The organism is Pseudomonas sp. FG43, assembly GCF_057809175.1.
Genome location: NZ_JBMDJL010000011.1, coordinates 153699 through 167137 on the forward strand (window position 1 = coordinate 153699; position 13439 = coordinate 167137).

Below are 13439 nucleotides of genomic sequence, written 5' to 3' on the forward strand. Positions count from 1 at the left end.
AGTTCTCTATTGCTCCCGACGATACGCCCATTGATACAACGCAGGCAGGACAAGCAAGGTCAGAATCGTGGACGACAGGATGCCGCCGATCACGACGGTTGCCAGCGGCCTCTGTACTTCAGCGCCAGTGCCTGTGGCCAGGGCCATGGGGATGAAGCCCAGCGAAGCGACAAGGGCCGTCATCAAGACAGGTCGCAGACGGGTCAATGCCCCTTCGTGAATCGCCCTGGACAGGCTGAACCCTTCTTCACGCAGGTTACGGATAAAGGCAATCATCACCAGACCATTCAAGACCGCGACACCGGACAGGGCAATGAATCCGACGCCTGCGGAAATCGACAACGGAATGTCCCTGAGCCATAAAGCCAATATGCCGCCTGTGAGCGCAAAGGGAATCCCGGTGAACACCAGCAAGCCGTCCTTGAGGTTGTTGAACATCATGAACAGCAGCGCCAGCACCATCAGCAACGCGACAGGCACCACTATTTTCAGGCGTTGGGCCGCCGATTGAAGCTGCTCGAACTGGCCGCCCCAACTGGTCCAGTATCCTGGCGGGATCGTCACTTGCTCCTGAATGTCCTGTCCTGCCTGCTCCACGAACGAGCCGAGGTCCCGGCCACGCACGTTGGCGCTGACGATGACCAGGCGCTTGCCGTTCTCGCGGCTGATCTGGTTAGGCCCCAGCACCAGATCCAGAGTCGCCACTTGCGACAGGGCAATAAAGCCGATTTGCGAGTTGCTGCCCGGGCTTGCCGGAACGGGGATCAACAGGTTCGAGAGCCCGTTCACGTCGGTGCGCAGCTTCTCGGATAAACGCACCACCATATCAAAGCGGCGGTCCCCGTCATACAAAGTACCGGCCTGACGCCCACCGACAGCAATGGCAATGGCATCCTGCACATCCCCCATGTTCAAGCCATAACGGGCGGCCTTGTCGCGATCGATATTGATTGTCAGCACCGGCAGGCCGGTGGTCTGCTCGACCTTGACCTCTGAGGCACCACTGACTTTCTGAAGCGTTGCCGCAATCTTGTTGGCAGTCTGGTTCAGGACATTCATGTCATCACCAAACACCTTTACCGCAACATCACTGCGCACGCCTGAAATCAGCTCATTGAAGCGCAACTGAATCGGCTGGGACAGCTCGTAATTGCTGCCCGGTACACTGGCAGCCGCTGCCTGCAATTCGGCAATCAGCGTCTCTCGCGACTTCTTCGGGTCAGGCCATTGATCCGTCGGCTTGAGCATCACATAACTATCGGAAATGTTCGGCGGCATCGGGTCAGCGGCAATTTCCGCCGTGCCTGTACGAGCGAACATACGCTCTACTTCAGGCATGCGTTCGATAATGGCCTTTTCGAGACGCTGCTGCATGTCGACCGATTGGGTCAGGCTGGTGCCCGGCACACGCAATGCCTGCAAGGCAAAGTCGCCTTCGCTCAGGCTCGGAATGAACTCGCTGCCCATCCGGCTGGCGGCCACACCAGAAACGGCGATAACCGCAAACGCCATGCCGAAGGCCAGAGTGCGGTGGCCAAGCACCCAATCCAGAACCGGCGCATACCGCTGCCGAGCCGTACGCATGACCACGCCTTCCTCTTCTTTCACCTTGCCAGTGACGAACATGGCAATCGCGGCAGGTACGAAGGTCACGGACAGAATCATCGCGCCCAACAGGGCAATGACCACGGTAAAGGCCATCGGGTGGAACATCTTGCCCTCGACGCCTGTCAGGGCAAATATCGGCAAGTAGACGACCATGATGATCAACTGACCGAAGATCAACGGACGCCGGGCCTCACGCGCGGCTGCAAACACCTCATGGAAACGTTCGGAACGGGTCAGCATCCGGCCATGCCGCTGCTGGGCATGGGCCAGCCTGCGAATGGCGTTTTCGACGATCACCACCGCGCCATCGACGATAATCCCGAAGTCCAGCGCCCCCAGACTCATCAGGTTGGCACTGACCTTGTTGGCGAACATGCCGGTGAAGGTGAAGAGCATTGCCAGCGGAATCACCATGGCGGTGATCAGGGCGGCGCGGATGTTACCCAGGAACAGAAACAGGACAGCGATGACCAGAATCGCGCCTTCGACCAGGTTCTTCTTGACCGTGGCAATGGCCTTTTCGACCAGATGGGTACGGTCATACACCGTAACCGCCACAACCCCCTTGGGCAGCGAGCGGTTGATCTCGGTCAGCTTTGCCGCCACCGCCTGAGAGACGCTGCGACTGTTTTCCCCGATCAGCATGAAAACCGTCCCCAGCACCACTTCACGACCGTTTTCGGTCGCGGCACCGGAACGCAGCTCCTTGCCGATCACGACATCGGCGACATGGCTTACCCGGATCGGAGTGCCCTGCACATTGGCAATCACGATATTGGCGATATCCGGCTCATTGACCAGTTGGCCCGGCGCACGCACCACCAATTGCTCGCCACCACGCTCGATATAACCGGCGCCGACATTGGAGTTATTGCGCTCAAGCGCCACGATCAGGTCATTGAGCGTCAGCTTGTAGGCGGCCAGTTTCTTGGGGTCCGGGGCGATCTGGTACTGCTTGGCAAAACCGCCAATGGTGTTGATCTCAGCGACACCCGGCACATTGCGCAACTGCGGCTTGATGATCCAGTCCTGAATCACCCGAAGGTCGGTGGCGGTATAAGGCGTGCCATCTTCCTTCAGCGCCCCCTCCCTGGCCTCGACCGTCCAGAGAAATATTTCCCCAAGCCCCGTGGAAATAGGCCCCATCATGGCATCTATGCCTTCGGGCAACTGCTCCTTGGCGGTCTGTAAACGCTCGCTGACCAGTTGGCGAGCGAAAAACAGGTCGGTGCCATCCTCGAAGATCACTGTGACCTGAGACAACCCCGAGCGCGACAGCGAGCGAGTCTGTTTCAAGCCCGGCAGCCCGGCCATGACGGTTTCGATGGCAAACGTAATGCGCTGTTCGGTTTCCAGCGGAGAAAAACCAGGTGCAGCAGTATTGATCTGCACCTGGACGTTGGTGATATCGGGCACCGCATCGATGGGCAGCTTCTGGTAGCTGGCAATGCCCAGCCCTACCATCAGCAAGACCGCCAGCATGACGACAATGCGTTGCTCTATGGCAAATTGAATCAGGCGTTCAAACATGGGAGAGTTCTCGTGCGTAGCGGATCAATGGGCATGCTCGGCCGAGCCCTTGCCCAGCTCCGACTTGAGGACGAAACTGCCGGCGGTTGCGACTTGTGTATCGACTGCCAGCCCCTTGAGAACCTCCACATACCCGCTGTCGCTACGCCCGAGCGTGACAGGCTGGACCTGGAACCCCTGGGGTATACGTACAAAGACAGAAGGTTTTTCTTCGATTGTCTGAATCGCTTCCTCGGGAATGCTGATCGCGACCTCGCTGGTCTGAGCCGCCACGGCGATGGAAACGAATAATCCGGGACGCCAGGCGCCCTGCGGATTGGCAAGCTTCACCCGCACCGTTGCCGCCCTGCTCTGCTCGCCCAGCAGGTTACCGACATAGCTCACCTGACCTTCGACTTCGGCATTCATGTCCGGTGAGCTGACCTTGACCTTGCGCCCCACAACCACCTTGTCCAGATCCTTGGGAGTCACACCGAACGTGGCCCAGACACGCGACAGATCCGAAAGCGTGAAAGCGTTGCTGCTCTCGCTCACGACCTCGCCAAGCCCCATATGCTTTTCCACGACCACGGCATCGAAGGGCGCGACGAGTTCATAGCGATTTCCGCTGGCATTGCCCGCTGCGCCCATGGCACTGACTTTCTGTCGGGCATTGGTCAGAGCGATTTCCGCCTCCTGCAAGGCCTGACGAGCCTGCTGGTAATCCTGCTCGGCAGAGATCTTGTCTTCCCAGAGTTTTTTCTCGCGCTGAAATGTCAGGCGGGACAGTTCGACACGGCGCTGGGCGGCGCTCAATTCACTGCGCTGTTCCGAAACCTGCTGGCTGGCAATCACCGCCAGGACCTGGCCTTTTCTGACCTGCTGCCCCAGATCGGCCTTCACCTCCTCCACGACACCGCTGACCCTTGGCACCACATGCGAAGTGCGATCCTCATCGAAGCGGATTTCACCGGGAAACGAGACGGTAGTGTTCATCTGGCGAGGGGCTGCAACACTCAGCTCTATGCCCGCGGCCTTGATCTGAGCCTCGCTCAACTCCAGCAAGCCGTCCTCTTCATGGCCTTCATCGCCATGGTCATCCTTTTCTGCCGGCTTGGCCTTCTGCGCTTTGCCATGATCGTCATGCTCTTCCCCTTCATGACCTTGTTCATGGGCGTGAGACGATTCCTTCTCGTCTTCATGGGCATGATCGGAAGAAGCGTTGGAGAAAGACTGACCGCCGCCGATGGTCAGACTGCCCAGGCCAATGAGGACCACCACTGCCGTCACAGCGGCAATGTTGCGTTTGTTATTCATGAGTACTCCTGATTGGCCATCCTGAGCTTGACGCCCGTGTCGCTGGCCACCGCTGGCTATTGAAGTTGAGTGAGAAAACGGCCCGAATCGCCGTAGATGCGTTCGATGGCAACCCGTGCATCAGCCGCACGGGCCAACGACTCCAGGTATTGGCTGCGTGCAGCAATCAAGGTGCGCTGCGCATCGAGCACTTCAAGAAAACCGAACTTGCCCATCTCGAATCCACGGGTCGCGGTATCGACGGCTTGTTGAGCGGCCGGCAGGATGACCTTGGTGAACGACTCGGCCTCTTGGGCTGCAGTGTCCCACTGATCCAGCGCAAGTTGCGTCTGGGTACGCAGCTTCAACTCAACGGAGTTGCGCAGGTCACGGGACTGATCGGCCCGGCGTGCTGCCGCCAGGACATTGCCCTGATTGCGGTCGAACAGTGGAATCGGCACGGAAAAGCCGACGACATTGACCCGCTCGCGTTCCTCTCGACTGTATTGGCTGCCCACGCTGACGGTGAGATTGGGAATGCGTTGCGCCTTCTGTGAACCCAGTTGCGCTTCGCCCAGTGCTATGCGCGTTTCAGCCAGGCGCAGCTCGGCGGTCTGCTTGATTTCATTAAACAGGGTCGGCGCGTGAGGCGCCTTGCCCGGCGACAGGTTCGGGGATTGCAGACGCTCGAAAGAGCTCTGCGACTGGCCCATGATCCGGGACAGTTCACGCCAGGCGCCCGACTTGGCGATCTGAGCCTGACGCACCTGCAAACGGGTTTCGGCCAGTTGCACCTGAGCGCGAGTGGCTTCTACAGGCGACGATTTGCCGGCACGAATCCGGCCTTCGGCAACCTGAAGCCCGCGCTCGGCCAAGGCCTGGGACTCCAGCGCAAGATCCAGCCCGGCCTGCGCCCGCAAGGCAGCAAAAAAGGCCTGGACCACATCGCCGCGTAAAGCGTTGCCACGTTGTTCAAGTTCAAGTGCAGCGACATCCTGGGCGCGGCTGGCGACATCGATCCGGGCACCTCGCTTGCCACCCAGTTCCAGTGCCTGACTGATGGCGATGGTCGTGGTGCTGGTCGCCTTGCGGGTGTCTTCCATCTCCCATGACAACTCGGGGTTGGGTATCAATCCTGCCTGCTGCCTTTCCCCCTGGGCGATGTCGATTTCCCTGCGAGCGGCAGCCAAATCCGGGTTCATGGAAAAGGCTGTGTCCAGCGCTTCGGAAAGATTGATGACCTGTGCTTGTGCAGCCGTCGCGCTCTGGCTGCAAGCCGCCAGGAACAGCACACAGGCAAGGCCCATTTTCATTCTGCCGGGCTTGCTGCCCGGTGGACTGTTCAAGATTCGATAGCCGCGCACGTTGTACTTCCCCACTTGCATAAATCCACGCCTGATCGGCGATTGCACCGGCAAGCATGTGCTGCCGAGGTTGACGCAGGGACTTTAGGGAATGGCAGTTATCAGTGGGGTTGCTGGAAAATTACAATTTCGTTATCTGCAAAAAGCACGAGACTTTGGCCTTAAAGTAATCCACGAAATCAGGTTGACCCTGTAGCCGCTACAGACTCCAGAATCCTGCACGCCAGCATCTTGCAATGAAAAAACGCACTCACGAATAGCCTTCCAGGGTATTGGAGATTATTCACTCACCGATTTACTCAAACAGGATATTCAACCATGCGAATCCTTGTGGTCGAGGACGAGCCGAAAACTGCCGAGTACATGCATCAGGGCCTGACCGAAAGCGGCTATATCGTCGATATCGCCGCAACAGGAATTGACGGCCTTTGCCTGGCACAACAACAGATCTATGACGTTGTCATTCTGGACATCAACCTGCCTGGCATGGATGGCTGGGATGTCCTGGCACAACTGCGCAAGACCAGTAACACCCGGGTCATGATCGTGACCGCCCGTGGTCGCCTCGATGAAAAGATCAAAGGCCTGGAATCGGGAGCGGACGACTATCTGGTCAAGCCCTTCGAGTTTCCTGAACTGCTTGCAAGGATTCGCACCCTGATGCGACGCAGCGATCAGGCCAACGTGCCTCAGGTGTTGCAGGTAGCGGACCTGGAACTCGATCAGGGCCGGCATCGTGCATTCCGGGGCAAGCAGCGTATTGACCTGACGACCAAGGAGTTCGCCCTTCTGCATTTGTTGATGCGTCACAGCGGCGAGGTTCTGTCGCGCACTCAGATCATTTCCCTGGTGTGGGACATGAACTTCGATTGCGATACCAACGTGGTTGAAGTTTCCATCCGCCGCCTGCGGGCCAAGATCGATGACCCGTTCGACAACAAGCTGATCCATACCCTGCGCGGCGTGGGTTATGTGCTGGAGTCCCGCGAATGAAACCCACGCGGCTGTCCATGCAACTGGGGCTGACCGTCAGCCTGATGTGCGCCATCCTGGTCATCGTCATGGCGACCCTGGCCTCGCTGGCCATCTCGCGCCAACTGGATCTGCGCGCCACCAACAGCCTGGAAGAAAAGCTCAAGCAGATCGAGCACAGCCTGGCCGAGACGGCCAGCAGAGCGGATATCATGCTCAACCCTCATAACCTGCGTGACCAGATCATGGGCCATGACGATTTCAGTCTGGCGATCATCGATCCTGAAGATCCGACTCATGTGCTGTTCAACATGGGTCATGCAACGGCAGCGCAGATTCTGGCCATGAACGCCGACAGTCAGGGCAACGGCAAGGTACTGATTGCCTCAAGGCTGGTGCCATTGCGCGATAAACAGAGGGTAACCGTCCTGTTGTCTCTCGACCGGCAAAGCGATATTGCCTTGCTGAAGTCTTATATGACCTCGACCCTGATCGCCTTGCCGCTGATTCTGCTTCTGGTCGGCGCGGTCGCCTGGTGGGTGGTGCATCGCGGCCTCAAACCGCTGCGGGCCTTTCGCAAGGTGGCGCAAATGATATCGGCACGCGACCTCACGCATCGGGTAAAGACCAGCGACCTGCCTGACGAACTGAGCAATCTGGCCCATGCGATCAATTTCATGCTGCACCGTCTGGACAGCGATGTTCAGCAGTTGACGCAGTTCTCTGACGATCTGGCCCATGAACTTCGCTCGCCCATGAACAACCTGATGGGCAAGGCCCAGGTGACGCTTTCCAGGGAGAGACCGCCCGGCGAATACAAGCAGGTGCTTGAATCCTGTACCGAAGAGCTGGAGCGCATGTCGCGCATGGTGTCCCAGATGCTGTTCCTGGCCAGCGTCAGCCAGCCCCTGGCCCCCATAGCCTTCACGCGGATCGATCTGGCGGAAGAAGTGGACAAGGTAGTCGAACTGTTTGCCTTGTCGGCTGAAGAAAAGGCCATTTCCCTACAGGTAACCGGGCACGCACGAATAAACGGCGAGCGTCTGATGATCCAGCGGGCCATCTCGAACCTGCTCTCCAACGCCATAAGGCACAGCCCTGAAGGAAGCACAATCGACATCAGCCTTGAACAGCAACAGGATCGGGTTTCGCTCCACGTCGGCAACACCGGTGAGGGTATCGAGGCCGAACATCTGCCACGCCTGTTCGACCGCTTTTACCGGGTCCATGCCAGCCGTTCGCGGCATCAGGGCGGTACCGGGTTGGGACTGGCAATCGTACGCTCCATCATGAGCCTGCATGAAGGGCATGTAACAGTGCAAAGTACACCGGGAACTTATACCTGTTTCAGCATGATATTTCCTGCCACGGATCAATCCGCCGCTTAATTATTGACGGCAAATTAATGACACTCTATAAAACATTCCCATTCACTTAAATATGAAACTTTATAACCCTTCATAGCGATAGACAGTTGGCGTCGACACTGCCTATCGCATCCTCACGTCTACTTTCAGGAAAACTTGAATTAATAGATTCAATTGATAGTGCATTTACGCAATAAAAGTTTTCTTTGCCCACTATGTTTTTTTCACATCACAGCACCTACAGTGATATCACGTTGCCACGCGATCGATTGTTGGCTGCTGCTCTAACAGGGGCAAAGAGGATCCAAAAATGAAAATAAGAAATATCCGGTTGAATACGCGCGCCCTTCTCAGTTTCGGCCTTATATGCCTGCTTCTCATAGGCTTGGGAGGAACTGTTCTTTACAAGATGGATAGCCTCCATAACTCCGTACGCAAGTTGCAGACCGACCTGCTGCCCAGCGTAAGACAGGCTGGAAGAATCGAGACCGCAGGCCTGCTCTACCGCCTGGATGCCCGGCGATTCGTGATGGATGAAGACCGGCAGAGCAGCGCCTCTCTGGACAAGTTGAAAGGTCTGAAAAACACACTGATTCAGATGACCGACAACTATGCCCCCATGGTATCCAACGACACCGAAGAGCAGGTCTATCGTCAGGTCAAAGCCAATGCTCAGGCCTATATCGCCAAGATCGATGAGTTGATGGAACTCAGCAAGACCAAGACCAACAACGAACTCTTCGTCTTTATCCGGGACACCAGCAGCCCGCAAGCCAAGGCACTGCAATCGTCCATAGAGGCCTTGATAGAGGTCAATGTCAAGATTTCGGAGCAATCAGGCAGCGCAGCAAACACCGCTTATGAAAACGGGGTGACATTCTCGATCGTATTTATTGTCATTGCCGTTATCGTGACAATCCTGGTCGCGACCGTTTTTACCCGCAGTATCGCTCGCCCCGTCAAGGCACTGCTTGAAACCACCCAACGCATTGCCGAAGGTGATTTACACACCCATGTGGAAATTACCGGTGCCGATGAGCTGACAGAGTTGCAAAGTGCAACTGCGACCATGCTCTCCAGCCTGAAAAGTACCATTCAACATATCTCCGATTCCTCCGGCCTTCTGGCTTCGGCGGCAGAGGAAATGAGTTCGATCACTCAGGAGTCGACAAACGGCATCCAGCGTCAATCCATGGAAACCGAACAGGCAGCCACCGCTGTAAATGAGATGACCGCAGCCATTGAAGAGGTCGCCCGCAATGCGGTGTCCGCCTCGGAATCCACTCAGGCCTCGGAACGCTCGGCAAAAACCGGACAGGAATGTGTCAGCAAAACCATCGGCGCGCTCGAAAAACTCAGCGCTACGGTCGACCGCACCAGCACCGAAGTCGAAGGTCTGGCCAATCAGGCGCAGAACATCGCCAAGGTACTGGACGTCATTCGTGCCATTGCAGAGCAGACCAATCTGTTGGCACTCAATGCGGCAATCGAGGCGGCTCGCGCAGGTGAACAAGGCCGCGGCTTCGCAGTGGTGGCTGACGAAGTCCGGGCTCTGGCCCACCGTACTCAATCCTCGACTCAGGAAATCGAGCAGATGATCCAGGGCATCCAGAAGGATTCGACCCTGGCCGTGCAATCGATGAAACAAAGCAGTGAAGAAGCCGATGCGACCTTGCTGATCGCCCAGGAATCCGGGGCCGCAATAAAGGAAATCACTACCGCCATCTCCCAGATCAACGAGCGCAACCTGCTGATCGCCACCGCGTCCGAAGAACAGGCCCATGTGGCGCGATCCGTCGATGAGAACCTGGTCAGCATCAGGAATCTGTCGGTGCAAAGCTCCTCGGCTGCCGATCAGACCTCAACGGCCAGCCATGAGCTTTCCAGGCTGGCTGTCGACCTGAACCGACTGGTTTCCCGGTTCTCCGTTTAACGAACACGTCTGAACAATCAAGGGATGAATGTTCTGCTGATTCACGATCAAGCCAAAGCAGGTATTTATCGTGCTCAAACACATTCCCGTCACCGAGCTTCGTCTCGGCATGTATGTACACGAACTGTGCGACTTGCGCGCCGACCACTCTTTCTGGACCAGCAGCTTTCTGCTCAAGCATGAAAGCGACCTGCAACGCATCCGCAGCTCCAGCATCACCCGACTGTGGATCGATGGCAGCAGAGGCCTCGATATAGAGCCCGTCAACAAGAGCAAGACCCCCTCCTCGCCACCCCGACAGAACCAGCCTTGCGAATTGGCAGAAGAAATCGGCTACGCCAGAGAGCTCTGCCTGCGCTCCAAGGCCGCAGTGGCCCGGATATTCAGCGATGTGCGCATGGGCCGGATCGCCGAGCTGGAAGACATGGGCGACCTGATCGACGACATTTCGGACTCATTGGCGCGCCATCCCGATGCACTGCTCAGCCTGGCACGGTTGAGAAGCGCTGATGAGTACACTTACATGCATTCGGTTGCCGTGGCTGGGTTGATGATTGCCCTGGCTCGTCAACTGGCCTTGCCCGAAAGCCTGGTCAAGGAAGCTGGCCTGGCAGGCCTGCTGCATGATGTCGGCAAGCTGGCAATACCATCGGCCATCCTCAGCAAGCCCGGGAAACTCAGCGACGAAGAGTTTGCAATCGTTCGCAAGCATCCCGAACTCGGCTGTCAGTTGCTGGGTGAAAGCAAACACTTCAGCCCCCGGGTGCTGGATGTATGCCTGCACCACCACGAACGTTTCGATGGCAGCGGCTACCCTGACCGGCTCGCGGGTTCACAGATCAGCCTGTTTGCCAGAATGGGCGCCATTTGCGACGTTTATGACGCCATTACTTCCGATCGCCCCTACAAAGCCTGCTGGAGCCCGGCCGAATCGATCAGCAGAATGGCCGAGTGGACCGGGCATTTTGACGAAAAGATCTTCCAGGCCTTCGTCAAATGCGTCGGCATCTACCCGGTGGGCTCACTGGTGCGCCTGGAAAGCGGCAACCTGGGCATCGTGATGGAGCAGAACAAGACTTCGCTGCTGACGCCCAAGGTCAAAGTGTTCTACTCGGCCTTGTGCAAGATGCCCATCGCCCACACCCTGATAGATCTCTCCACACAGGCTGGCGAGGACAGAATCGTCAGCCGCGAATGCGCGAAGAACTGGGGATTCAAGAACCTGGACCATTTGTGGGCGGGGTCGCCTGAAAGCGTGACACATTGAGTCTTTGGCGCCGTAGGAGCGAATTCATTCGCGAGACAGAATTCCAGGCGATGAATCTTTATGGAATGTACTGGCCTTTCGCGAATAAATTCGCTCCTACCGGCGTTATGCCTTGGCGGCCATCGCCGTCACTTCAACGCGCATGCCTTCTACTGCCAATGCCGCCACGCCAACCGCAGCACGCACCGGCCAGGGCTTGGCGAAGAAGCGCTGGTAGACCTCATTGAAAGCAGCACGGTCAGCCATGTCGGTGAGGTAGATGGTCAGGTGCAACACCCGATCCATGGAACTGCCCGCACGTTCCAGCGCAACCTTGAGTGCCTGCAAGGTGCATTCGCTCTGCTCGACGATGCCGCCCAACTCCAGGCTGCCGTCGGCGCGTGTGGGAATCTGGGTGGAAACCAGCAAGCCACCGAAACCGGCAACGTCGGAAGAAATGGATGTGGCGTCGGGATCGGGGATAAATGTGATGTCCTGGCTGGCCATGGGTACCTTGCTTGAATGAGTAAAAGGGCGGCGTTTATTGAGCAACGCCTTTGACGCGGCAAGTTTACAACGACCGGCCAACAAGCGTCTCACACTCAACGCCCCTCGGCAGCATGCCCCTCCCACTGTCAGATTCTCTCAACTAACCCGTCACCCCACAGTCACAAGACCATACGTCACCCGATTGCGATGGGCATGCCTCTATGAGCTTCACGATCTGCATGACGGTGCTCGGCGCGTTGTTGATGCTGCTGGCACTGACCTCATCCTTCTTGCGCTGGTTGCCGGTCACGACGTCGGCTGTGTGCCTGGCGTTCGGTTTCGCGATTGGGCCGATGGGGCTGGAGATGCTGAAGCTGGATGTCCATGAAGCCAGACACTGGCTGGAGCGTCTGACCGAGGTTGCAGTGCTGTTTTCGCTGTTCAATACCGGGATCAAGTTGCGACAGCCACTGCGCAGCAAAGCCTGGCATTCGGCGTATTGGCTGGCCGGGCCGGTGATGCTTGCCACGATTGCTGGTACTTGCCTGGCTGCGCACTACCTGTTCGGTCTGTCATGGGGTATCTCGCTGCTGCTGGGTGCCATGCTTTCGCCCACCGATCCGGTACTGGCGGGGCTGGTGCAGGTGACCAATGCCCAGGATCAGGATCGCTTGCGTTTCGGGCTTTCCGGTGAGGCTGGCATGAACGATGGCACTGCGTTTCCGTTCGTGATCTTTGCCTTGTTATATATGAGCAATGGCGGGCTGGAAGCCGGATGGGTTCAGCACTGGGCAATCAAGAGCCTGGTCTGGGGCGTGCCGGCCGGCATGTTGATCGGTTACGGCATGGGCCGTGGCGTCGGGCATCTGATGATCTTCCTGCGGATCAGGAATGCAGACAGCACGACCTCACCCAATGATTTCCTGGCTCTGGCCTTGATTGCCTTGTCTTACGTGGTTGCAGAAGGCGCAGGTGCCTTTGGTTTTCTCTCGGTATTCGCGGCCGGGTTCGGCTTGAGGCAGGCTGAAGCACGCATCACTCAATCTCATTTGCCTTCCGAGCATGTAGCCCAACCGGTGATTGGCCATATGACCGCCAATCAGGAAAAGGCCACGGTCGCCGAGAGCGAGGACCTGAGCGAGTCGCAATTGGCCGCCGGGATCATGATGGGCGATATGCTGGCATTCGGCAGTTTGATCGAACGTTCGATGGAAGTGCTTTTGATTACCCTGCTGGGCGCGGCACTGGCGTTGTACTGGGACTGGCGGGCCATCGGCCTTGGCCTGGCGCTGTTCTGCATCATTCGCCCGGCCAGCGTCTGGCTGCTGGTGAGCCGACGCCTGCTGGACCGTCGGCAAAAGGCGCTGGTCGGCTGGTTCGGCATACGCGGAATCGGCAGTCTGTATTATCTGTGTTTTGCCTTGACCCACGGTTTACCGCAAGATGCAGTACATACCGCCATTGGCATGACCTTGTCGGTAGTTGCATTGAGTATCCTGCTGCATGGCATTAGCATCCAGCCATTGCTGGAGCATTACGAGCGCCGCTCGGCGAGCGCTGGCAAGACGCCATAGATCCAGTCGATCATGTCATCATCACAAGCGATTGGACTGCGGCAATTAGACTCAGCAAGCTTGCACCTACAGCATATTGAG

9 protein-coding genes are annotated in these 13439 nt (G+C 57.5%); 5 read left to right on the plus strand and 4 right to left on the minus strand.

All coding sequences use genetic code 11. The features are described from left to right. Positions 1 to 6 precede the first annotated feature (6 nt). Genes ACODS3_RS15145 through ACODS3_RS15155 form a run of 3 tightly spaced genes read right to left on the minus strand, consistent with a single transcriptional unit; the run spans position 7 to position 5726 of the window. Entirely contained in the window at positions 7 to 3138 is a 3132-nt protein-coding gene (locus tag ACODS3_RS15145) for a CusA/CzcA family heavy metal efflux RND transporter (protein ID WP_489035019.1), read from the minus strand. A 24-nt stretch (positions 3139 to 3162) separates the two neighbouring features. Next, positions 3163 to 4434, minus strand: a complete 1272-nt coding sequence (locus tag ACODS3_RS15150; protein WP_489035021.1) for an efflux RND transporter periplasmic adaptor subunit — start codon at positions 4432 to 4434, stop codon at positions 3163 to 3165. Between the two features lie 56 nt (positions 4435 to 4490). After that, positions 4491 to 5726 (minus strand): TolC family protein, encoded by a 1236-nt coding sequence (locus tag ACODS3_RS15155; protein ID WP_489035064.1) that lies wholly within the window; start codon positions 5724 to 5726, stop codon positions 4491 to 4493. A gap of 369 nt (positions 5727 to 6095) precedes the next feature. On the opposite strand from ACODS3_RS15155, the gene ACODS3_RS15160 reads away from it, so the two are divergent. The 4 genes from ACODS3_RS15160 to ACODS3_RS15175 all read left to right on the plus strand — a co-directional run bounded on the left by ACODS3_RS15160 (position 6096) and on the right by ACODS3_RS15175 (position 11316). Further along, positions 6096 to 6770, plus strand: coding sequence for a heavy metal response regulator transcription factor (locus ACODS3_RS15160; protein WP_201016913.1), 675 nt, complete (start codon positions 6096 to 6098; stop codon positions 6768 to 6770). Next, complete coding sequence (locus ACODS3_RS15165; RefSeq protein WP_489035023.1) at positions 6767 to 8137, plus strand: heavy metal sensor histidine kinase; 1371 nt, start codon at positions 6767 to 6769, stop codon at positions 8135 to 8137. The genes ACODS3_RS15160 and ACODS3_RS15165 overlap by 4 nt, the downstream gene beginning before the upstream one ends. 289 nt (positions 8138 to 8426) lie before the next feature. Beyond that, the gene (locus tag ACODS3_RS15170) at positions 8427 to 10049 is read left to right on the plus strand and encodes a methyl-accepting chemotaxis protein (RefSeq protein WP_201016911.1); all 1623 of its coding nucleotides are present in this window, start codon (positions 8427 to 8429) and stop codon (positions 10047 to 10049) included. Positions 10050 to 10119: 70 nt separating this feature from the next. Then, the gene (locus tag ACODS3_RS15175) at positions 10120 to 11316 is read left to right on the plus strand and encodes a cyclic di-GMP phosphodiesterase (RefSeq protein ID WP_201016910.1); all 1197 of its coding nucleotides are present in this window, start codon (positions 10120 to 10122) and stop codon (positions 11314 to 11316) included. A 105-nt stretch (positions 11317 to 11421) separates the two neighbouring features. On the opposite strand, the gene ACODS3_RS15180 is transcribed toward ACODS3_RS15175, so the two are convergent. Next, entirely contained in the window at positions 11422 to 11802 is a 381-nt protein-coding gene (locus tag ACODS3_RS15180) for a RidA family protein (protein WP_201000316.1), read from the minus strand. Between the two features lie 203 nt (positions 11803 to 12005). Between ACODS3_RS15180 and ACODS3_RS15185 the strand changes: the two genes are divergently transcribed. Beyond that, the gene (locus ACODS3_RS15185; RefSeq protein ID WP_304576006.1) at positions 12006 to 13358 is read left to right on the plus strand and encodes a cation:proton antiporter; all 1353 of its coding nucleotides are present in this window, start codon (positions 12006 to 12008) and stop codon (positions 13356 to 13358) included. Positions 13359 to 13439 lie beyond the last annotated feature (81 nt).